Here is a 23,614-nt window from a genome sequence, read left to right on the forward strand (position 1 = left end):
TATGTATAAGATAGCAAAAGAAAAGTTACCGGCATTATTCCAGTTATTAGCAAATGAACAAGAACTGATTTTGCCAATCAAAAATAGTGGACAAGTGAATTTTGGACTTTGGGATGAAGAGGTAGAAGTAGATTTAACAGCATTAAATTCGGTGAAATCACCGAAAGACGCATTTTTCCCCCAAGGTGAAAGCTTATATACCTGTAAAAAGGATGGGAAGAAAATAGAGATTCAGCAGGAAGAGCTGAGGGACAAAGACTTTGTAATTTTTGGTATGCGTCCTTGTGATTATCGCGGCGTGGAAGTTTTGGATAAGGTGTTTTTAGTGGATCCTGTAGACAGCTATTATCAAGCAAGAAGAGAGCACGGTATTATTGTGACAATGGCGTGCAGTGAGCCAGAGGAAACTTGCTTCTGTAAAGTTTTTGATATTGATTGTGCAGATCCAAAGGGAGACGTGGCTGCATGGCTTGACAAGGATTTTCTTTATTGGAAGCCAGTCACTGACAAGGGAAAAGCGATAACAGAAAAAGTAAGCAGTTTGTTTGCAGAAAGTGATGATAAGGCAGTTGAGACGATTCAAGAGGATATCCGAAGTATTGTAGAAAAGCTTCCTTACTCCAATCTTTCCTTAGAAGGATGGGGCGCTGGAAAAACAGATGAAAAGTTTGACTCTCCAATATGGGAAAGTTTTGCAAATTCCTGTCTTGCCTGTGGTACGTGTACTTTTATCTGCCCTACTTGTCAGTGCTATGATATAAAGGATTATAATACAGGCAATAGCGTAGAGAGATATCGTTGTTGGGATTCTTGCATGTATTCTGATTTTACAATGATGGCTCATGGAAATAACCGAACCACTCAAATGCAAAGATTCCGTCAGAGATTTATGCATAAACTGGTATACTTTCCAACGAATAATGATGGAATGTATTCCTGTGTAGGCTGTGGAAGATGTGTTTCAAAATGTCCATCATCTTTAAATATTGTGAAAGTAATAAAGAGATTTCAGGAGGAAGGAGGAAAAGCAAATTGAGCGAATGTACTTGTAAAAAAGACTATACTTTAGATACTTTAGTTCCTCAAGTAGGTGTGATTACGGATATCCGCCAGGAGACGCCGGATGTTAAAACATTTCGTGTAAATGCACCGGAAGGCGGAAAGTTATTTGAGCATATGCCGGGACAGTGTGCAATGGTATGTGCACCGGGAATCAGCGAAGGAATGTTTTCGATTACTTCTTCCCCTACAAATAAAGAATTTCAAGAATTCAGTATAAAGAAATGTGGTGTTTTAACGGATTATCTTCACGGTTTAGAGGTGGGAGATGAAATTTTGGTACGTGGACCCTACGGTAATAATTTTCCGGTAGAGACGGAATTACGAGGAAAAGACTTACTCTTTATTGCTGGAGGCATTGGGCTTGCACCTCTGCGGTCTGTTATTAACTACGTAATGGATAACAGGGAGAACTATGGAAAAGTAGATATCTTATATGGTTCAAGATCTGCTGATGACTTGGTTCAGTTGAAAGAGATTCAAGAAGTATGGATGAAGACCGAAGGAGTTAATGTATACCTTACCATTGACCGTGAGCAGGAAGGCTGGGATGGAAATGTAGGCTTTGTTCCTACGTATTTAAAAGAAATTGGTTTTTCCTCTGATAAAACAGCTCTTGTATGTGGTCCTCCGATTATGATTAAATTCGTCCTTCAGGCCTTGGAAGAAATTGGTTTTAGCAAAGACCAGGTTTATACAACTCTTGAACTTAGAATGAAGTGCGGAGTAGGAAAATGTGGACGTTGTAACATTGGTGATAAGTATGTATGTAAGGACGGTCCCGTTTTTCGTTGTGATGAAGTGGACAGTATGCCTGATGAATATTAGAAAGGATTGGAAAAGCAAATGCAAGAGATGGTAAACGTTTATTTTTATGGAAAAAAGTATAGTGTACCTGCAGATCTAACCATAATGACAGCAATGGAGTACTCAGGATATACCCTGAATAGAGGCTGTGGATGCCGTCACGGTTTCTGTGGAGCTTGTGCTACGATTTATAGAGTGAAGGGAAAGAATGAGCTCAAAACTTGTCTTGCCTGTCAAACACAGGTAGTGGAAGGAATGTATGTTGCAAGTATTCCATTTTTTCCGACGGATAAGAGAACTTATGATATAAAGAAAATTAAACCAACGGAACAAATCATGATGGAGCTGTATCCTGAAATTTACAGCTGTATCGGATGTAATGCTTGTACAAAGGCTTGTACTCAGGACTTAGATGTTATGCAGTACATCGCATATGCTCAAAGAGGAGAGTACGAGAAGTGTGCAGAAGCTTCTTTTGATTGTGTGGGCTGCGGATGCTGTTCTACAAGATGTCCTGCTGGAATCTCCCACCCAATGGTTGGTGTGTTAGCAAGACGTCTGACCGGGAAGTACATTGCTCCTGAAACAGAGCATTTAAAGAAGAGAGTGGAAGAGGTTATACATGGCGAGTTTGATAGTTTAATTGAACAAATCATGGAAAAACCAATTACAGAAATGAAAGAACTTTACAATAACAGAGAGATTGAAAAGTAGGGAGGCCCGGGATGTTTACAGAAGAAATGCAAAAGTCAATCAAAAAGGTTGAAGAGACCCGCGCAAAACGTATGGAGAATGAACCACAACGTATGAGTGCGGAAGAAAAAGAGAAGCTTTTAAAAGAATTTCATCCGGACTACCGAGAAGAAGGCTTTGTTGAAATAAAAGTGGGTCCAAATAAGGGACAAAAGATTCCGGTAGAACTAGGAAATCTTATTCATTCCAATAGTCGTATTCTGAATGAAAAAATCGATTTAAGCAAAATAGATTATGATGTGGATGTATTGGTAATTGGTGGCGGCGGAGCCGGTTCATCAGCAGCAATCGAAGCAAAAGAGGCCGGAGCGAATGTAATGATGGTGACAAAGCTTCGTATTGGAGATGCAAATACCATGATGGCAGAAGGTGGAATTCAAGCGGCAGATAAAGAAAACGATTCTCCGGTACAGCATTACTTAGATGCTTTCGGAGGAGGTCATTTTGCAGCAAGGCCTGAGCTCTTAAAAAGGCTTGTTATGGAAGCGCCAGATGCAATTGAATGGTTGAATGAGCTTGGGGTTATGTTCGATAAGGACGAAAAGGGAAATATGGTTACTACCCATGGTGGTGGAACATCAAGAAAGAGAATGCACGCTTGTAAGGATTATTCCGGAGCGGAAATTATGCGTACATTAAGAGATGAAGTGTTAAACCTGGGAATACCTGTTGTTGAATTTACCTCAGCAGTAGAGCTTCTTAAAGATGATCACGGTCAAGTGGCGGGAGCAATTCTTTTAAATATGGAGACAGGAGACTATGCTGTAGCAAGAGCAAAAACTGTTATCATTGCCACAGGTGGAGCGGGACGCCTTCATTACCAGGATTTCCCTACGTCCAATCATTATGGAGCAACGGCAGATGGACTTGTTATGGGATATCGTGCAGGTGCACCACTACTCTACCAGGATACGATTCAATACCATCCTACAGGTGCAGCTTATCCAGCCCAAATATTTGGTGCATTGGTAACAGAAAAAGTGCGGTCCTTAGGAGCAATGCTTGTGAACGTAGATGGAGAGGCATTTATGCATCCTCTTGAAACGAGAGATGTGTCAGCGGCATCGATTATTCGTGAATGTACAGCAAGAGAAAAGGGAATCGACACTCCAATTGGAAAAGGAATCTGGCTGGATACACCAATGATTGAGATTCTTGGTGGAGAAGGAACAATTGAAAAGAGAATTCCTGCTATGCTTCGTATGTTTTTAAACTATGATATTGATATGAGAAAAGAACCAATTCTTATTTACCCAACACTCCATTATCAGAATGGTGGTCTTGAAATTAATGGAGATGGATACGTTTCTGAGCTTGGAAACCTTCTGGTTGCAGGAGAAGCAGTTGGAGGAATCCATGGAAGAAATAGATTGATGGGAAATTCTTTATTAGATATAATAGTATTTGGTAGAAATGCTGGAAAGGCGGCAGCGAAAAAGGCACAGGAGACAAAGATTGGAAACTTAAATCTTGATCATGTGAAAGCTTATGAAGAAGCTTTAAAAACTGCTGACGTACAGACAGATGATGTGTCACCACTGTTACTGCCAAAATATGCTCGTCATGAAAGATAAGAGGAATCGAATATGCGTGAAATTAATGCGAATCAGATAACGGATGTTGTTGAAAGACTGTGTATCAAAGCAAATGAGCATCTGCCTACAGATGTAAAAAATGCAATTGAAAGCTGCCGTGCCTGTGAGGATTGGGATATTGCAAAGGGTGTGTTGGATCAGATTGTAGAAAATTATGAAATCGCAGATGCACAAAATGTACCAATTTGCCAGGACACCGGGATGGCCTGTGTGTTTTTGGAAATAGGACAGGAGGTCCATGTAAGTGGCGGAGACTTAAGTGAAGCAATTCATGAAGGTGTTCGAAGAGGGTATGAAAATGGATACTTAAGAAAGTCTGTTGTAAAAGACCCGGTACGACGGGGAAATACAGGAGATAATACTCCAGCTATGATTTATACAGAAATTGTACCAGGAGACCAGATTCATATCACAGTAGGACCAAAAGGTTTCGGAAGTGAAAATATGAGTATGATCCGTATGTTTAAGCCTTCAGCTGGATTACAAGGAATCAAAGATTTTATCCTTGAGGTTGTGGAAACAGCAGGTCCGAATCCATGTCCACCTATGGTGGTAGGAGTCGGAATCGGAGGAACCTTCGACAAAGCGGCGCTTCTTGCTAAAAAAGCTCTGATGCGGCCAATTGATACCAAGAATGAAGACCCTTATTATGCAGATTTGGAAGTTGAAATGCTGGAGAAGGTAAATGCCCTTGGAATAGGACCTCAAGGTTTTGGCGGAAAGACAACGGCAATTGGTTTAAATATTGAAACAATGCCAACTCATATTGCAGGAATGCCTTGTGCGGTTAATATTAACTGTCATGTGACGCGTCATGCATCGGAGGTGATATAATGGAAAAACACATTCAACTGCCTCTTACAGAGGAAAAAGCAAAAGGATTAAGAGCTGGTGATACAGTCTACTTAACAGGAACGATTTATACATCCAGAGATGCAGGACATAAGCGTATGTGTGAAGCGCTGGAAAGAGGAGAAGAGCTTCCCTTTAATCCTCAAGATGCTACCATTTATTACGTGGGACCAACTCCTGCAAAACCAGGACAGGTGATAGGTTCGGCAGGACCAACTACCAGCGGCCGCATGGATGCCTATGCACCTACAATGATGAGTGTTGGTGCAAGAGGTATGATTGGAAAAGGAGCCAGATTACCAGAAGTAATTGATGCAATGAAAAAGTATAAAGGTGTGTATTTTGGTGCGATCGGTGGAGCGGGAGCTTTACTTGCGAAATCCATTAAGAAAGCAGAACTAATTGCCTTTGAAGATCTTGGAGCGGAAGCGTTAAGGGAGCTCTATGTAGAGGAAATGCCCTTAGTTGTAATTATTGACACAGAAGGCAATAACCTTTATGAAGAAGGAAGAGCTGCATATTTGGAGCAAAAAAAGTAAAACTATGATATAATATCCCCAAGAAAATATAAAATCCTTGGAGGACGAAATGAAAAACATATTATCACCATCAATTTTATCAGCAGATTTTGGATATTTAAAAGATGAAATTGAAAAGACAGAAAAAGCAGGAGCCGAATATCTTCACTTTGATGTGATGGATGGACTCTTTGTTCCCAGTATTTCCTTTGGAATGCCTGTATTGGAGGCTGTATCAAAGTATACAAAACAGGTTTTGGATGTTCATTTGATGATTCAGGAACCAATCCGTTACATTGAAACCTTCCAGAAGGCAGGAGCAGACATTATTACAGTGCATTATGAAGCCTGCGAAGATTTAAAAGCAACCATACAAAAGATTAAAGATTGTGGCGCAAAGGTTGGGGTATCCATTAAACCAAAAACTGATGTATCTGTAATCGAAGAGTTTTTAGATGATATGGATATGCTTTTGATTATGACTGTGGAGCCTGGATTTGGCGGACAATCCTTTATACCGGAAAGTATTGGACGTATAAAAGAGGCCAGAGCAATTATGGAAAAACGAGGTCGTCAGATTGATATACAAGTAGACGGCGGAATTTATCTTCATAACATTGAGGAAGTTTTAGCGGCTGGAGCTAACGTGATTGTAGCTGGGTCAGCAGTTTTCAAAGGTGATGCTTCGAAAAATGTAGAAGATTTTATGAAAGTATTAGACAAATAATCAAACAGACAAAGAAGGGCTATTCTGAAAGCATATGTTTTCGGGATGGCTCTTTTTATGGATTTCAAGTAAAAACTATTGAAAATGAGAAGGTTTTTGGTTAATATGAGTAATATAAGGAAGGTGATACAATGATTATCAGATTGAAATATGTAGAAGCTCTAAAAACTTATCGAGATGTGCCTGTTGTAAAAATATTAGCAGGAATTCGCCGCTGTGGGAAATCAACTATTTTAAAGATGCTGCGAGAGGACTTATTAAAAAGTGGTATTGATTCAGAACATATTATAGAGATGCGGTATACCTCGGAAGATTTTGCTGATGGTATGACAGATAAAGAGATGTATAATGGCATTAAAGAAAAAATTCTTGACGGGGATCGCTATTACATTTTACTTGATGAAGTGCAAGAAATAGAGAGTTGGGAGAAGGTTGTTAATAGTCTGTTGGAAAATGGGAATACAGATATATATGTAACCGGATCGAATTCCAAATTGATGTCAAGTGAAATATCTACCTATCTGACTGGCAGATATATTTCGATTCCGGTTTTTACGCTATCCTTTGCTGAATACATGGAATTTAAAAAAGCAGAGAATTTGTCTCGTAAAGATTTGTTGTATGAGTATATCCGTGTGGGTGGTTTTCCCATTGTTGCTCAGTATAATTTTGACGAACTTTCGTCTCATCAAATTGTGGAGGGGATCTATAATTCGGTTATCACAAATGACATTACGAGACGTCACCGAATAACCAATTACGATTTGTTCAACCGTGTTGTAAGATATATTGTTGAGAATGTAGGGAAGACGTTTTCGGCAAACGCAATTGTAAAATTTCTAAAAAGTGAAGGGCGTTCTCTCTCCGTGGAAGCCATATATAACTATCTGGAATGGCTTGAAAAAGCTTTTGTTATTTATCGTTGCAGGAGGTATGATTTACAAGGGAAGTCGGTGTTGAAAACCCAGGAAAAATTTTATCTTGCTGACGCTTCGCTAAAATATTGTATCATGGGTTTTGATCCTAAGTCGATTGCGGCTATGATGGAAAATATTGTCTATCTTGAATTGTGTCGAAAGGGCTATGAGGTCTATATCGGTAAAAATGAAGCAAAAGAAATCGATTTTGTAGCGGTGCATCGTGATGAGCGGATTTATGTTCAGGTATGCCGCAGATTGCCGGAGGGGTCGGATAGAGAGATTGCAAACCTACTTGAAATTAGAGACCATTATCCGAAGTATGTTGTGACCCTTGAAGAACTTGACGTGGGGAATGTTAATGGAATTAAGATTGTGCATCTAAAAGATTTTTTACTCCAGGAGAATTATTAACCCGATAGAGCATCAGCTAAATAAATATTTATTCATTTTGTCATTTCAGCCGACAATCCTATTAGAAACATATGGATTTAAGGGGGGATGGCAGAATGAAAAGAAGAATAACAAGATTTTTGATTGTACCATTATTGTTTGTATTCATACTATCAAATGTCTCTGAGGCTGCGGAGGGACAAGCTTTTACAGGGATTGAAATAGCCTTTGATAGTGTGGAGTATTTATCTTATGACAATGACATGGCAGATTATAGACAGATTCGGGAATTATACACTGCAGGAGTTGCAACTTTTTTTGTAGGTACAGCCAGTGAGTTAGCAGCAATTGCTGATCTTGTCCGGGAAGGAAATGATTTTGCGGGAAAAACTGTTATACTAACTTCAGATATTGATTTAGAAGGAGCGGGGCTGGAAGAAAATAGAATTGAGGAAAATGATACATATTTTCTTCAATATAGTGGAACAGTAACCAATGCGTGGAAAGGCATTGGAACAAAAGAGAATCCATTTAGAGGAAATTTTGATGGAGCTGGACATAGAATTAAAAGAATGATTGCAATTGATTTAGGAGATGAAACACATGCCTATGCAGGCTTATTTGGTTCTATAGAAGGAGGAAATATTTCTAATATTGGGATTGATTCTGATAGCTGCACTGTAGCCTACGCATCAGGTTTTGCCAATGGAGGCGGAATCGTTGGATACAGTACGAATAGTCGAATTAGCAGCAGCTACAATAGTGGTGTAGTTATAGCATCATCAGAAAACAACTCCAAAGGGGGAGGAATCGTTGGATACTGTTTTGTGGACACCTACATAGAAAATTGCTATAATACCGGAAAAATTTTATCATCATTTAAAACCACAAGTACGGCTTCTTATGGGGGAGGAATAGCGGGGGATAGTCTCGGTATTATTGAAAATTGTTATAATACAGGAGAGATTCAAACGGCTTCATCCAGCACGTTTCTTTCCAACTCTTATGGAGGAGGGATAGTGGGACACAATTATGGTTTTGAGCAAGGAGATATTCAGAACAGTTACAATACAGGAGCAGTATCCGCTGCCCTAACCCAAAAAGCAACATATGGAGGGGCTTACGGGGGAGGAATAGCAGGATATAATCAAGAAGTTATTGGACATTGTTATAACACGGGGGAAGTATTGTCGATGCATATACCGAAATTGCAAACAGCAACGAGTGTATATGGGGGTGGAGTAGCCGGCAACAATTCGAAGTTAGTCTACAGTAGTTATAATACAGAATCAATTACATCTATATTTTCATCTCCATTAAATCCTCCATCTTATGGCGGGGGAATCATAGGATTACAACAAACAGGCGAAGCAGAGTGTGTGGATTGTTATTATGATGAGAGAGGAACCATTACTGCTGATGCTGTAGATGAAAATGGGAAAATATCTGGACTCAGGGATTCTCTTGAGGGCTCCAATTATCAAAGAGCACAGGTGCCAGATGGATTAGGAAACGTCACTGAAAAGAATGTGTTCAATGGGGCAGAATCTTCTTGGTATTATGCACCGTTAGAAGCAGGAGCGGGAATTCATCCGGAGTTAAAGCTTGTCTATAAAAAAGAAAACTTAAGCCTAGGGTATGAGGATGGAAAGGCAAGAGCAGATTTGGGAGAAAGCTCATTTCTTCCGGAAATAGAGATGGGTTCTCTTTCCTATCAATGGTTTGTGGGTAATGAAATGATGGGTGACGCTGAAAATGATACATACACCCTTACGGAGAAGGAACTAAATCAGCTGATATGTGTAGCTGTTGAGGCTGATAACTACGTTGGCAGGATGTATTCCAAAAGAGAGTGGGTGCGCCAGATAGAATGGATGGAAAATGGAGGAGAGGAGGATGCTGTTTTAGGAAAAACATTTTTTCTCGAGGGAAATTTTATAACGCCTCCTACAGAGCCTATTAGAGAAGGGTATGTATTTGGTGGCTGGTACCAAGAACCAGGGAGTGAAAATGAGTGGAACTTTGAAGAAGATGTTGCAACACAAAACACAAAACTTTATGCAAAATGGAAACCTCTCTATGATGTTACAATCCAAAAAGGAATTGGAAAAGGGAACGTAAGTGTAGACAAGAACCAAGCATTGGAGGGAGAGATTATTGTGGTGAGCCCACAGCCAGAAGAGGGGTATCGCCTTGTGGCGGACTCTGTGAGAGCAAATGATGTTGTAATACCTTTGGTAGATGGTCAATATCAATTTACTATGCCGGGACAAGCTGTAGAAGTTGCAGCCTCCTTTGAAGCGATACCAAAGAATCCTGAGATTCCAAGTAATGAAAATAAGGAATCGGAAAAAGAGATGAAACCGGTAAGTAAACCAGTAGATAAACCAGTAAATAAGCCATTAAAGGTACCAACAGCAGTAAAGACGGGACAGTCTCAGAGAATAATTGTGTATTTTCTTCTTATGGTGTTAGCAGGTGGTGCTATTGCTACGTGTTTCTATTACAAAAAGAAGTATTAAAAAATGGGAGAATCTAAAAATAGATTCTCCCATAAATTGTATTCTCTTATCCCCAGATTTCCTCATCTGTTGGAACTTTTGCATCTGCATTGAAAAGACCAATCTGAGAGATATTAATTAAGTGTGTAAAATTTAAGTTTTCTGAAATACTGTTATTTCCCCAAGAACCACAACCAAGAGTGGTGGTTGGAGAAAATCCATTATAAAGACTTCCGCCTGCTCCCGTAGAAGATGTTTGGTTGACTACCAGACGGCTAATGGATAAATGTTCTCCTGCGTATTTAATATGATCCATGCTATTGCTATGAAGAGATGCTGAGTGACCGATTCCTTCCCATTCAAGGTTTGCCTGTGCATAAGCAACGGCATCTTCAAAGGTATCATAAGCAGCGCTAATCATTACTGGGCACATCTTTTCCTTGCAAAGAGGTTCGTTGTGGTCTAAGCTTCTTGCTTTTAAGAGAATCATCTGTGTATCCTCTGGAACATCCACACCTGCAATCTTGGCAACAGTTTGAACGCTTTGTCCAATGACATCACGATTCATTCCACCGCCACCTGGGAAGATGGCTTCTGCAAATTTGCCAACCTCTTCCGGAGTCTCTGCATAGTAAACTTTATTCTTCTTGAATACGTCTATTACTTCGTCATATTTTTCTTTTGGAATGAAAATACTTTGTTCACCGGAACAGATAATACCATTGTCGAAGATACGTCCAGCAATAATTTTTGGAATGGCTTCTTCATAATTGATATCACGATCCACAATTGTTTGAACATTACCAGGTCCAACGCCGTAAGCAGGTTTTCCGCTGGAATAAGCTGCCTTTACCATGGAAGAACCACCGGTTGCTACTACTACATCAGCATTCTTTAAAAGAGCTGCAGTTGCTTCTCTGGTAGGTTCGATAATCTGGAAGAGATCCTCTGGTGCACCGTGTTCTTTTAAAACCTGACGGAAAATGCGAACCACATATTTGTTCAGGTTACCGACACGGCTGGAAGGAGAGATTACAATTGCATTTTGTCCCTTTAATGCAAACATACCATTACACATAGGTGTAACAACAGGGTTTGTTGCAGGAATAATTGCGGCAATAACTCCTTTCGGTTTTGCAACCTTAAGGATACCGGTTTCTTTATTTTCTTCGATGACACCGATAGATTTTTTGCCTTTTAAGCTATTCCAGATAATTTTAGCTTTCCCACGATTTTTGGCAACCTTGTCCTCATAAACACCCATTTTACTGTCTTCAACTGCCATCTTAGCAAGCTCTTCTGCATTGTCATATACCACTTTACCTATGGCACGAACGATTTCGTCAACTTGCTCCTGGGAGAAGTTTGCTTCAAATTCCTTTTGAGCAACTCTTGCTTTTGCTACGATTTCTTCAATCATTTTGTTTACGTCTTGTTCCATTCTATTGCCTCCTATAGAATCATTAATTATTTGGTTTTATTAAATTCAACAGCAGCCTTTAAATTGACTGGCTTGTGTTTGTTGCAACAACTTTCCTGTGCTTCCTCAAGATAAGCATGAAGTGCAGGACGGAAATCAGGATGTGCACAATTGTCAATAATTGTATTTGCACGGTCAATAGGATCAAGACCTCGTAAATCAGCAACCCCTTGTTCCGTAATGATGACATGTGTTTCATGAATGGTATGGTCAATATGGCTGACAAGAGGAACGATAGAAGATAAGTTCCCGTTTTTGGCTGTGGATTTTGTGATGAAAATTGCTAATCCAGCATTCTGGCAGTAATCACCAGAACCACCAACGCCATTCATTAAACGGTGACCGTCAATATAGGTTGAGTTTGTGTTTCCATATATGTCTGCTTCGATAACGGTGTTAATTGCAATGATTCCCAATCTTCGGATTACCTCTGGAGAGTTGCTGATTTCCTGAGGGCGAAGCATAATTTTATCTTTGTATTTTTCAAAGTTTTCAAAAAATTTATCTCTTACATCAGCAGATAAAGTCAAGGATGTAGCACAGGCGAAATCAATTTTACCACTGTCCATCAACTCAAAGATAGAGTTTTGCAGTACTTCTGAGTAAACAGTCATGTGTTGGAAATCAGATGCCTGAAGTCCGTCTAACACAGCATTCGTCACACTACCAATTCCTGCTTGAAGAGGAGGAAGAGGATTGCATAAGCGTCCTGCATCTACTTCGCTTTTCAGAAAACCAATTAAGTTGTTTGCCATCTGTCTGAACTCATCATCAGGTGCTGCAACAGAGCGCCCATTATCCGGAATGTCACTTTCTATAATTGCAACAATCTTTGAAGGATCACACTTTATATATGTTGTACCGATGCGATCGCTTGGCTTTGTAATCATAATCGGTTCTGTGTTTGGCACTTTTTTAGGAGAAAAAACATCATGAATTCCTTCAATTGCTTCTGGAACATAGGTGTTTAATTCGATAATCACCTTGTCGGCGTATTCAACATAAGTATTTGATACACCAATTGAAGTGGTTGGAATAATGTTTCCTTCTTCATCGATAGCTGCAGCTTCTACTATGGCTACATCAATTGGGTTAAGAACGCCATTTTTTACCCAGAGTGGGAGCTCGCTAAGAGCCATATCGAAATAGCCGACTTTTCCTGCATTAATTGCGTTACGAAGATCGGTATTTGTTTGGTAAGGAATTCTTTTTTTGAAAACACCCTTACGAGTAAGTTCTCCATCAAACTCGTCTCCAAGGGAAGCACCGGAATAAACAGTTAAATCAAGCTTTTCTCCGGCATCTGCTCTTTTGGCAAGAGAGGCACCAATCTTTTTAGGGTAACCTGCAATTGTGAAACCACTCACCCCAAGAGTCATCCCGGGATTGATGAATTTAGCAGCCTCATCAGCAGACATTACCTTATCCAGTAAGTCTTTGTTACGTATTCTTTTTGTAAAATTTTCATTCATGACATTTCCTCCGCATATTGTTAAAGTAATAACAATCAATAAGTGAAAAACTTCGCTTCATAGATGTGAGTATATAACAAGGGGCAGTATATGTAAAAAGTATTTATAATATATCAATTATATAGATTATGTATGACAGATGTGGTATGATACAAGAGTTGAAATCGAATTAAGATTTGAGAGGAAAACAGGATGGAAATTACCTATGATTATTACCGCATCTTTTATTATGTGGCAAAATACCAGAGCTTTACACAAGCAGCAAATGTACTGAATAGTAATCAGCCGAATCTTACCAAATATATAAACAACCTTGAAAATCAATTGAGTTGTAAGTTGTTTATACGAACAAACCGTGGTGTAACATTGACTCCAGAGGGAGAAAAGCTCTATTCCCATGTGGCAGTTGCATACGAGCAATTTAAAGCGGCAGAGCTGGAGCTTGCCAATGATAAGAATCTGAAAAGCGGAGTGGTAACCATTGGTGTAAGCAACACAGCTCTTCATGGAATTCTTCTGCCGGTTTTAAGTCATTTTAGAGAGGCCTATCCAGGAATTCAATTAAAGCTGTCCAATCAGACAACGCCTCAATCCTTACAGGCATTAAAAAATGGAACAGTAGATTTTTCTTTGGTTACGACGCCAGTGCAGATTCAAAAGCCCTTTGTGGAAACGGATTTGAAAAATTTTCAAGAAATTTTAATTGGAAGCAGTCAATATAAAGAACTGACGGATCGGCCACTTGACCTAAAAGATACAGTTCAATATCCTATGATTTTCTTGGGAAAGGGAACAACCACACGAGAGTTTTATAATACATTTTATTCACACCATGGACTGGTATTAACGCCAGATACCGAAACAGCCACTACAGATCAGCTGCTCCCACTTGTAAAGAACAATATAGGTCTTGCCTTTATTCCAGAGGAGTTTGCCATTGAAGCAATCAATAAGAAAGAAGTAATCGCAATTCCTCTTGTACAAGAGGTGCCGCCTCGGAGGATCTGTCTGGTAGAAGACAGCAGCCGTCATTTGAATATTGCGGCAAATAAGCTGAAGCAAATGATCGTAGAAACTTCAAAGAAATAGCCATACAAATATAACATATTTAACATACCTTAAATGCATTTTACATATAACTACTGATGAACTATACTATTTTTAATGAGTGTAAGGATATTTATAAGCAAACAGAGTTAAATAATTAACAAAGATAGAAAGAGTTTAAAGAAGAAAAGGAGGAAGCTATGAGTTTTTCAATCAAACCAACAATTGCTGTCTATGATTCTTTAAAAGGTTTTATGGAAGAAAAACAAGTGGGAGAAGGCGATCTTATTGTTACCAATGAGTATGTGCTGTCACCACAGTTAGGCGAAGCAAAAGCACCTTGTGCAGTATTGTATCAGGAAAAGTACGGACAAGGGGAGCCATCCGATGAGATGGTGGATGCCATTCTTAAAGACATCAAAGGAAAGAACTACAAGAGAATCATTGCAATCGGCGGAGGTACAATTATTGATATATCGAAGCTGTTACGTTTTAATGATGATTATAATGTAGAAGAAATTTATGCCAAGGGAGTTGATTTGGTAAAAGAAAGGGAACTTATTGTAATTCCAACAACTTGCGGAACTGGAAGTGAAGTTACAAATATCTCCATCTTGGAATTCAAGAAGAAAAAGACAAAAATGGGATTGGCAGTACCTCAGCTTTTTGCTGACGAAGCAGCTTTAGTGCCAAAGATGTTATCCACTTTGCCTTATGGTGTTTTCGCCACCAGTTCAATTGATGCTTTGGTACATGCAATGGAGTCTTACGTATCACCGAAAGCGACAGCATTTTCCAGAATGTTTGGAAAAGCAGCAATGGAAAAAATTCTGAATGGTTACCAAAAAATGCAGAAAGAGCAGGAAGCAAAACTTCCAGCAGATATGGAAGATTTTCTAATTGCCAGCACAATGGCAGGAGTTGCTTTTGGAAATGCAGGATGTGCAGCAGTACATGCCTTGGCTTATCCAATTGGTGCAATTTATCATGTGCCTCATGGAAAAGCAAACCATATGGTTTTTGAAGCAACCTTCAATATGTACAAAGAATTGGGCGCGGATCTAAGCCCTGTAGAAGAAGTTTTGGCAGAAATTTTCAACTGCTCGAAAGAGGAATCTTGGAAGCAGATGTTTGACTTACTTGATTTTGTGTTAAAGAGAGAAAGCTTGGGAAGCATTGGAGTGGATGAAAAAATAGCGGAAGAAATGGCGGCTTCTGTTATTGAAAATCAGCAGAGACTGCTGGCAAATAACCCAATTGAATTATCTCAGGAGCAGATAAAAATAATTTATGAAAGATGTATAAAATAAAAAAGGAGAAAACAAATGAAAACAAGAGAAGAGTATATCGAAAGTCTAAAAAAGCTTAACCTGGAAGTGTATCTTATGGGTGAAAAAGTAGATGTTCCAACAGAGCATCCAATCATTAAGCCTTCAATGAACTCAGTGGCTATGACCTATGAATTGGCTCAACAACCTGAATACGAAGAATTAATGACTGCAACCTCCAACTTAACAGGAGAAAAAGTGAATCGTTTTGCACATCTTCACCAAAGCACAGATGACTTAATCAAGAAAGTGAAAATGCAAAGACTTCTTGGACAGAAAACTGCCTCCTGCTTCCAGAGATGTGTGGGAATGGATGCTGCAAATGCAGTATATTCAACTACTTATGAGTGTGACGAAGCTCATGGAACAAACTACCATGAAAACTTCAAAAAATACTGGGAAAGAATTCAAAGAGAAGACCTTGTTGTGGATGGTGCCATGACGGATCCAAAAGGAGACCGTGCACTTTCACCTTCGCAGCAAAAAGATCCAGATATGTATCTAAGAGTAGTAGAGACAAGGGAAGATGGAATCGTTGTACGTGGTTCTAAAGCCCATCAAACAGGAATTGTAAACTCACATGAAGTTATTGTAATGCCAACAATAGCAATGAGACCGGAAGATAAAGATTACGCAGTTGCTTTTGCCCTTCCATCTGATGCAGAAGGTATTTTCATGATTTACGGTCGTCAAAGCTGTGATACAAGAAAAATGGAACCAAATGCTGATATCGATGTTGGAAATAAGAACTTTGGAGGACATGAAGCATTAATGATTTTTGATAATGTTTTCGTTCCGAATGACCGCATCTTTATGAATGGTGAGACAGACTTTGCTGGTATGATGGTTGAAAGATTTGCATCTTATCACCGTCAAAGCTATGGTGGATGTAAAGTTGGTGTTGGTGATGTTTTAATCGGAGCAACGGCATTGGCAGCAGATTATAACGGAGTACCAAAAGCAAGCCATATCAAAGACAAAATTATTGAAATGAATCACTTAAATGAAACCTTGTATTCTTGTGGTATTGCATGCTCTTGTGAAGGTTCAAAAATGAAGGCTGGAAACTACTATGTAGATACTTTACTTGCAAATGTCTGTAAACAGAACATTACTCGTATGCCTTATGAAATCACACGTCTTGCAGAGGATATTGCAGGTGGTTTGATGGTAACAATGCCAAGCCAGCAAGATTATGATAATGAAAAGCTAAGACCATACATTGATAAATATTTACAGGGTAATGCAGATGTTTCCACTGAGGATCGCATGAGAATATTAAGATTAATTGAGAACATCACTCTAGGAACAGCAGCTGTTGGATATCGAACAGAATCTATGCATGGAGCGGGCTCACCTCAGGCTCAGAGAATTATGATTGGAAGACAGGCCAACGTTGAGCATAAAAAAGAGCTTGCAAAAAACATTGCAGGGATTAAGAAAAAATAGTATATGAATATCTATGTAAAATTTTGTGGTGGGTGTAACCCTAGGTATGACCGGATGAAAGCGGTCAAAGAGATAGGGGGGCACCTGTCTGCAAAGATACAATTTACAAATCCGTCAGATGCTGACATTCATCTGCTGGTTGCAGGATGTGAAAGGAATTGTCCAAAAGGAACGGGACAGAAACCAGAAGTATTTATGAACCATCAGATTAGTGGGAAAGAAGTGATGAAACAAATTCTTGGATGGGGTGAAAAGATGCAGGATTACAAGGAAAAGTATAAGGACAAAATTGTCACTGCTGCAGAAGCAGTAAAGTGTATTAAGGACAATGACAGAGTTGCTATTGGACATGCATGTGGTGAACCAATTGCTCTGACAAAAGCTCTCTGTGACAGAATGGATGAGCTGAAAAATGTAGAAACAACAACAATGGTTGGTATGGGTGAAAGCGGATATTGTTCCGAGAAGGCCGAAGGTCATATCAGACACAATTCACTTTTTGTTGGAAAAAATGAGAGGGCTGCAATTAAAGAAGGTCGTGGAGACTACACGCCTCAGTACTTCTCAAGAATTCCTTCGTTATTTACAGATGGATTCATGCCTTTGGATGTTGCACTGGTACAGGTCAGTACGCCAGACAAACATGGCTATGTAAGCTTGGGAGTTTCGGTGGACTATAGTTATACCGCTGCTAAGGTTGCGAAGATGAAAGTGGCTCAAATCAATAAAAACATGCCAAGATGTCATGGAGAATGCTTTATGCATTTAAGTGAGTTTGATTATTTGGTAGAAGAAGATATTCCGATGATTGAACTTCCACGAAGCGAACTTTCCGAAGTGGAAAAGAAAATCGGTGAAAATTGTGCAAGTCTGATTAAAGACGGAGATACCTTACAATTAGGGATTGGTGCACTTCCAGATGCAGTGTTGCTATCTTTAAAAGATAAAAAGGACTTGGGAATTCATTCTGAAATGTTTTCCGACGGTGTGGTGGAGCTGATTGAAGCAGGTGTTATTACGAATAAGAAGAAGAATTTCAATCCGGGAAGATTGGTAGCAACCTTCCTTATGGGAAGTCAAAAACTTTATGATTTCGTTGATGATAATCCAACTGTTTACATGGCTTCTGCAAACTATACCAATGACCCTTATGTGATTGCAAAGAATGATAATCTGATTTCCATCAACTCTTGTGTGGCAGTGGACTTTATGGGACAAGTCAGCTCAGAGAGTGTGGGAACGATGCAGATTTCTGGTGTAGGCGGACAGGTTGATTTCGTAAGAGGCGCGAACATGTCAAAAGGTGGTAAATCCATTATTGCAATGAGTTCAACGGCAAAGGGTGGAAGTATTTCAAAGATTGTTCCTATGTTGGAACCAGGTGTGGCCGTTACAACAGGAAGAAATGATGTGGGTTACATTGTAACAGAGTATGGAATAGCAGATCTTAGAGGAAAATCTCTAAAAGAACGTGCCAAAGCACTGATTCAGATTGCTCATCCAAACTTCAGAGAAGAGCTCATTAGTCAATGGGAAGATAGATTTAAAATTAAATGGCAGGATTAACGGAGGAGTAAAGATGGATTTTAATTTAAGCAGTAAACACGAGATGGCAAGAACGTTATTTAGAGATTTTGCTGAAACAGAAGTAAAACCCCTTGCACAAGAGGTGGATGAGACCGAATGCTTCCCGGAAGAAACGGTAAAGAAAATGGCGAAATACGGATTCTTAGGAATTCCAGTACCCAAAGAATATGGTGGACAAGGTTGTGATATTTTGACCTACGCAATGTGTGTAGAAGAGCTGGCGAAGGTATGTGGAACCACAGCTGTTATTGTATCGGCTCATACATCTTTGTGCGTGGATCCTATAATGACTTATGGAACAGAGGAACAAAAGCAGAAATACTTACCAGCACTTGCAAAAGGTGAGAAGCTGGGAGCTTTTGGACTGACAGAGCCAGGAGCAGGTACAGATGCTCAAGGACAACAAACAAAAGCTGTTCTTGATGGAGATGAATGGGTATTAAATGGAAGTAAAATCTTTATCACAAACGGTAAATATGCAGATGTGTACATTGTAATCGCTGTGACTGGAACCGTTGAAAAAAGAGGGCGTCAAGTAAAAGAAATCTCTGCATTCATCGTTGAAAAAGGAACTCCAGGTTTTTCTTTTGGAACAAAGGAAAAGAAAATGGGTATCAGAGGATCTGCTACTTATGAGCTAATCTTCACAGATTGCCGTATTCCAAAAGAAAATATGCTAGGTGCAAAAGGCAAAGGCTTTGGCATCGCAATGCATACTTTAGATGGAGGACGTATCGGAATTGCATCTCAGGCATTAGGTCTTGCAGAAGGCGCATTAGAAACAACCATTGAGTACGTAAAAGAAAGAAAGCAGTTTGGAAGATCGATTTCTAAATTCCAGAATACTCAGTTCCAGCTTGCAGATATGGCTACAAAAGTAAAGGCGGCACAGTTGATGGTTTACAGAGCAGCTGAAGCAAAGAAAAGAGGCGGTAACTATAGTGTAGAAGCTTCTATGGCGAAGCTATATGCTGCAGAAACTGCAATGGAAGTAACAACCAAGGCAGTCCAATTACACGGCGGTTACGGTTATATCAGGGAATATGATGTAGAGCGTATGATGAGAGATGCTAAGATAACAGAGATTTATGAAGGAACATCAGAAGTACAGCGTATGGTTATAGCTGCAGATCTTTTGAAGTAGGAGGACGAAAAGTGAAAATAGTTGTTTGTATAAAGCAGGTGCCGGATACAAAAGGCGGCGTACAGTTTAATCCAGATGGAACATTAAATAGAGGAGCAATGTTGGCAATTATGAATCCTGATGATAAAGCGGGATTAGAAGCGGCACTCCGTTTAAAAGATCAATACGGTGCAGAAGTAACCGTTATCACCATGGGACTGCCTAAAGCTTCTGACGTATTAGTAGAAGCTATGGCTATGGGTGCAGATAAAGCAGTTTTAGTAACAGACAGAGTACTTGGTGGAGCCGATACATGGGCAACATCTACAACTTTGGCAGGCGCAATCCGCAATCTGGAGTATGATTTAATCATTACCGGACGCCAGGCAATTGATGGAGATACAGCTCAAGTTGGTCCTCAAATTTCTGAACACCTAAATATTCCTGTAATTTCTTATACTCAAAAGCTTGAAATTGAAGGAGATTACGTAGTAGCACAGCGTCAATATGAAGACAGATACCACGTTGTAAAAGCGAAGATGCCTTGTTTGATTACTGCTCTTGCTGAATTGAACGAACCAAGATATATGACTCCAGGTGGAATTTTTGATGCTTATGATGCTGAGATTGTAGAATTCAACCGTAAGGATCTAATTGATGTAGAGGATTCAAACCTTGGATTAAAGGGATCTCCTACAAAGATAGCAAAGGCCTCTGATAAAGTCAGAAAAGGTGCAGGTGAACAGGTAAACTTAGACCCTGAAGCATCAGTTGGATACATACTTGAGAAGCTAAAAGAAAAGCATGTTATATAGATAAAGGAGACTGGGACATAATGAATTTAAATGAATATAAAGGTGTATATGTCTATGTACAGCAAGTAGATAATAAGATAGACGGAGTTGCTCTTGAACTTTTAGGAAAAGCAAGAGATTTGGCAAAAGATTTGGATACAGATGTAACAGCAGTACTTTTGGGAAGTGATGTAAAAGGTCTGGTAAAGAAGCTGGCACAGTATGGTGCTGATAAGGTGATTCTTGTAGATGATCCAGCACTTAAGGATTATCGTACAGAGCCATACACACATGCCCTTGCATCGATTATTAATGAGTTTAAACCGGAAATTGTTTTAGTAGGTGCAACAGCAATCGGAAGAGATTTAGGACCTTTAGTATCTGCACGAGTACAGACAGGCTTAACAGCTGACTGTACGCAGCTTGATATTGGAGATTTTCCGATTAAGCCAATGATGGGAAAAGAACAACAGCACAATCAGCTGTTAATGACCAGACCGGCTTTTGGAGGAAACACAATTGCAACAATTGCTTGTCCGGATAACCGTCCTCAGATGGCGACAGTAAGACCTGGTGTCATGCAGAAAATTGAAAAAATTGCAGATGCTGAGGCAGAAGTGATTGCGTACAATCCTGGATTTGAAGAAAATAATAAATACGTTGAGATTGTAGATGTTGTGAAGAGTCTTTCTAATACAGTGGATATTATGGATGCAAATATTTTGGTATCTGGTGGACGTGGAGTAGGTGGTCCAGAGAATTTCTATATTTTAGAAGAGCTTGCAAAAGCAATTGGTGGAGAAGTGAGTTGTTCAAGAGCCGTTGTAGATGCAGGATGGAAACCAAAAGATTTACAGGTAGGACAGACAGGAAAGACGGTTCGACCAAATGTATATTTTGCAATTGGTATCTCGGGAGCAATTCAGCATGTGGCAGGAATGGAAGAAGCAGATATTATTATTGCAATCAATAAAGATGAAACGGCACCTATTTTTGATGTGGCGGATTACGGAATTGTAGGAGATTACAAACAAATCGTTCCGACACTTGCAAAGAGCCTGGAAAGTATTGCGGCTACGGAGGCATAAAGATGGAGTATTTTGATTTAATATCAAAAAGACAAAGCATTCGTAAATATAAAGAAGAAGGAATCCCTCGCAAGGACATTGAGAAAATTTTAGATGCAGCGAGGATTGCTCCTTCGGGAAAAAATCTTCAAAACTGGCGTTTCTTTGTTTTGGACACAAAGGAAAATATTAATCTTTTGTGCCAAGTAATTGCAGACAAGAATGAAGAAATTTCAGCAAAACTTGAAAAAGATGATGAAGAAGCAGCGAATAGATTTCGTAAGTTCTGTAAGAATTTCACGTTATTTATTAAGAATGCTCCAGTTGTTATTCTTACTTTGGGAAAGGATTATCTACCCTCTGGCTACCATGAAATGAAAAAGAGCGGAGCCTCAGAAGAAGAACTGAATTATTTGGCGTATAAACCAAATCCGGGAATGCAGAATATAGGAGCTGCGATGGAGCACATGACTCTTGCAGCAACGGATTTAGGCTACGGTTCTTGCTGGCTTACCAGTGCAAATTACGCAGGGGAAGAAATCGTAAATCTGATTAAGGAAAAAACAGGTTTTGATGAAGAAGGATTTTTCTTCACTTGTTTAATGAGTTTTGGTGTGCCTGCTGATGTAGAGCATAAAAGTCCAAAGAGAAAAGAATTAGAGGATATTTGTTATTTTGTAGATTAGAATTAAAAAAGGAAGGGATCTTCAATCAACTTGGGTAAGAACGAGCTTGATTGTGGATGCCTTCTTTTTTCTTCTTTGTAAATATGCTAGAGTAAGTACTAGAGAAAAAGGATGGAAGGGAGTCTGGGTATGATTATTCGAAATGGTTTGGTTTTCGGTGAAGATGGATTGTATACTTCGAAAGATATTTTTATTGAGGGTGGGAGAATTGTTTCGGATAAAGAAGGCTTAAGTGACCGAACTTCCATTGATGCATCGGGATTAAAGGTGATTCCAGGATTGATTGATATTCATAGCCATGGGGCGGCAGGGTATGATTTTTCGGATGGTTCTAAGAAAGGCTTGGTGGAGATATTAAAATATCAGAAGAGCCAGGGGATTACATCTTACTGTCCTACATCCATGTCTTTACCTGAACAGATGTTAATGAAGGCGTTTAAGACAGCTGCTGATTTAGAAAAGGATGAGAAGAATGCCAGAATTGTGGGAATTAACATGGAAGGCCCGTTTTTAGATGTTGTCAAAAAAGGGGCTCACCGGGCTGAGTATATTAAAAAGCCGGATATTGAAATGTTTAAAAAATGCAATGAAATCAGTGGGAACCAGATAAAAATTGTCACTTTAGCACCCGATATAAAGGGAGGAGAAAAATTTATTGAGGAGCTCCAAAATCAAGTCGTTATTGCTCTGGGACATACAGAAGCAGATTACGAAACCTGTATTCATGGGCTGAAAAAGGGGGCAAACCACATCACTCACTTATATAATGCAATGCTTCCTTTGGGACATCGTGAGCCTGGTTTGGTTGGAGCAGCCTTTGATTGTGAAAATTGTACAGTGGAATTAATAGGAGATGGAGTTCATGTTCATCCATCAGTAGTGCGAATGACCTTTCAGCTATTTGGCAGTAAGCGAGTCATTCTAGTCAGTGATTCTATGAGAGCAACTGGGATGGAAAATGGAAAATATGATTTGGGAGGGCAGACTGTAGTAGTTGAAAACGGAAAAGCGACACTGACAGATGGAACCATTGCGGGATCGGCTGTAAATCTGTTCACCTGTGTCAAACGTGTGATTAGTATGGGGGTTCCAGAGGGAATGGCGCTGCTGGCAGCGACCCGTAATCCTGCAAAACGAATTGGCATTTACCATGATACAGGGTCACTGACGGCAGGGAAGAGAGCAGACATTGTTTTGACAGACCAAAATCTAAATGTCCTAGAGGTTCTCTAAGGAGGGGACAGCTATATCTCATAATAATAGACAACAAAACGGGTAAAAGAAGAGGGGATATTGGACTATTTGTTCAAAAAGAGAAAGACAGTAAAAAAAGTGAAAATAGTTATTGACTTTTGCTTGGATACCATGCTATTATATCAAAGTTGCCTGTGACGAGCAGCCAATAAAAACACAACAGAACCTTGATAATTAAACAATAGACAACAACCCTGAAAGACCT

At 39.5% G+C, this 23,614-nt stretch carries 20 protein-coding genes; 18 read left to right on the plus strand and 2 right to left on the minus strand.

All coding sequences use genetic code 11. The features are described from left to right. Position 1 precedes the first annotated feature (1 nt). The 9 genes from NHH15_RS09625 (at position 2) to NHH15_RS09665 (ending at position 10,143) form a co-directional block, all read left to right on the plus strand. Positions 2–1,036, plus strand: a complete 1,035-nt coding sequence (locus NHH15_RS09625; RefSeq protein ID WP_262066453.1) for a 4Fe-4S dicluster domain-containing protein — start codon at positions 2–4, stop codon at positions 1,034–1,036. Beyond that, entirely contained in the window at positions 1,033–1,887 is an 855-nt protein-coding gene (locus NHH15_RS09630) for an FAD/NAD(P)-binding protein (RefSeq protein WP_262066454.1), read from the plus strand. The genes NHH15_RS09625 and NHH15_RS09630 overlap by 4 nt, the downstream gene beginning before the upstream one ends. Positions 1,888–1,905: 18 nt before the next feature. Beyond that, a complete protein-coding gene (locus tag NHH15_RS09635; protein WP_262066455.1) occupies positions 1,906–2,580 on the plus strand; it encodes a 4Fe-4S dicluster domain-containing protein in 675 nt (224 codons plus the stop codon). 11 nt (positions 2,581–2,591) lie between these two features. Next, on the plus strand, positions 2,592–4,193 hold the full coding sequence (locus NHH15_RS09640; protein ID WP_262066456.1) for an FAD-dependent oxidoreductase: 1,602 nt from the start codon (positions 2,592–2,594) through the stop codon (positions 4,191–4,193). 12 nt (positions 4,194–4,205) lie between these two features. Then, the gene (locus tag NHH15_RS09645) at positions 4,206–5,048 is read left to right on the plus strand and encodes a fumarate hydratase (RefSeq protein ID WP_262066457.1); all 843 of its coding nucleotides are present in this window, start codon (positions 4,206–4,208) and stop codon (positions 5,046–5,048) included. Next, entirely contained in the window at positions 5,048–5,605 is a 558-nt protein-coding gene (locus NHH15_RS09650; protein WP_262066458.1) for a Fe-S-containing hydro-lyase, read from the plus strand. The genes NHH15_RS09645 and NHH15_RS09650 overlap by 1 nt, the downstream gene beginning before the upstream one ends. Positions 5,606–5,654: 49 nt before the next feature. After that, entirely contained in the window at positions 5,655–6,311 is a 657-nt protein-coding gene (gene rpe, locus NHH15_RS09655) for a ribulose-phosphate 3-epimerase (protein WP_262066459.1), read from the plus strand. 131 nt (positions 6,312–6,442) lie between these two features. Continuing rightward, positions 6,443–7,642 carry an ATP-binding protein gene (locus NHH15_RS09660; protein WP_262066460.1) on the plus strand — a complete coding sequence of 400 codons (1,200 nt, stop codon included), beginning with the start codon at positions 6,443–6,445 and terminating at the stop codon, positions 7,640–7,642. Positions 7,643–7,737: 95 nt separating this feature from the next. After that, the gene (locus NHH15_RS09665) at positions 7,738–10,143 is read left to right on the plus strand and encodes an InlB B-repeat-containing protein (RefSeq protein ID WP_262066461.1); all 2,406 of its coding nucleotides are present in this window, start codon (positions 7,738–7,740) and stop codon (positions 10,141–10,143) included. Positions 10,144–10,189: 46 nt separating this feature from the next. On the opposite strand, the gene NHH15_RS09670 is transcribed toward NHH15_RS09665, so the two are convergent. Both NHH15_RS09670 and NHH15_RS09675 read right to left on the minus strand, forming a co-directional pair. Further along, positions 10,190–11,563 (minus strand): aldehyde dehydrogenase family protein, encoded by a 1,374-nt coding sequence (locus NHH15_RS09670; protein WP_262066462.1) that lies wholly within the window; start codon positions 11,561–11,563, stop codon positions 10,190–10,192. A gap of 26 nt (positions 11,564–11,589) precedes the next feature. After that, positions 11,590–13,074 (minus strand): succinate CoA transferase, encoded by a 1,485-nt coding sequence (locus NHH15_RS09675; RefSeq protein WP_262066463.1) that lies wholly within the window; start codon positions 13,072–13,074, stop codon positions 11,590–11,592. A 192-nt stretch (positions 13,075–13,266) separates the two neighbouring features. Here NHH15_RS09675 and NHH15_RS09680 point away from each other — a divergent pair, with 192 nt between their 5' ends. The 9 genes from NHH15_RS09680 to nagA all read left to right on the plus strand — a co-directional run bounded on the left by NHH15_RS09680 (position 13,267) and on the right by nagA (position 23,388). Beyond that, positions 13,267–14,163, plus strand: coding sequence for a LysR family transcriptional regulator (locus NHH15_RS09680; protein WP_262066464.1), 897 nt, complete (start codon positions 13,267–13,269; stop codon positions 14,161–14,163). Positions 14,164–14,321: 158 nt separating this feature from the next. Further along, positions 14,322–15,431 (plus strand): iron-containing alcohol dehydrogenase, encoded by a 1,110-nt coding sequence (locus NHH15_RS09685; RefSeq protein WP_262066465.1) that lies wholly within the window; start codon positions 14,322–14,324, stop codon positions 15,429–15,431. A gap of 15 nt (positions 15,432–15,446) precedes the next feature. Continuing rightward, entirely contained in the window at positions 15,447–16,898 is a 1,452-nt protein-coding gene (locus tag NHH15_RS09690; protein ID WP_262066466.1) for a 4-hydroxyphenylacetate 3-hydroxylase family protein, read from the plus strand. Positions 16,899–16,952: 54 nt separating this feature from the next. Beyond that, complete coding sequence (locus NHH15_RS09695; RefSeq protein WP_330639189.1) at positions 16,953–18,464, plus strand: acetyl-CoA hydrolase/transferase family protein; 1,512 nt, start codon at positions 16,953–16,955, stop codon at positions 18,462–18,464. 13 nt (positions 18,465–18,477) lie between these two features. Further along, the gene (locus NHH15_RS09700; RefSeq protein WP_262066467.1) at positions 18,478–19,629 is read left to right on the plus strand and encodes an acyl-CoA dehydrogenase; all 1,152 of its coding nucleotides are present in this window, start codon (positions 18,478–18,480) and stop codon (positions 19,627–19,629) included. 11 nt (positions 19,630–19,640) lie between these two features. After that, positions 19,641–20,423 (plus strand): electron transfer flavoprotein subunit beta/FixA family protein, encoded by a 783-nt coding sequence (locus NHH15_RS09705; RefSeq protein WP_262066468.1) that lies wholly within the window; start codon positions 19,641–19,643, stop codon positions 20,421–20,423. A 20-nt stretch (positions 20,424–20,443) separates the two neighbouring features. Then, positions 20,444–21,490 (plus strand): electron transfer flavoprotein subunit alpha/FixB family protein, encoded by a 1,047-nt coding sequence (locus tag NHH15_RS09710; RefSeq protein ID WP_262066469.1) that lies wholly within the window; start codon positions 20,444–20,446, stop codon positions 21,488–21,490. A 2-nt stretch (positions 21,491–21,492) separates the two neighbouring features. Beyond that, complete coding sequence (locus tag NHH15_RS09715) at positions 21,493–22,155, plus strand: nitroreductase family protein (RefSeq protein WP_262066470.1); 663 nt, start codon at positions 21,493–21,495, stop codon at positions 22,153–22,155. 129 nt (positions 22,156–22,284) lie between these two features. Further along, positions 22,285–23,388 carry an N-acetylglucosamine-6-phosphate deacetylase gene (gene nagA / locus NHH15_RS09720; protein ID WP_262066471.1) on the plus strand — a complete coding sequence of 368 codons (1,104 nt, stop codon included), beginning with the start codon at positions 22,285–22,287 and terminating at the stop codon, positions 23,386–23,388. Positions 23,389–23,614: the final 226 nt, after the last annotated feature.

This window comes from Aequitasia blattaphilus, from assembly GCF_024721305.1.
GTDB classification, from domain to species: domain Bacteria; phylum Bacillota; class Clostridia; order Lachnospirales; family Lachnospiraceae; genus Aequitasia; species Aequitasia blattaphila.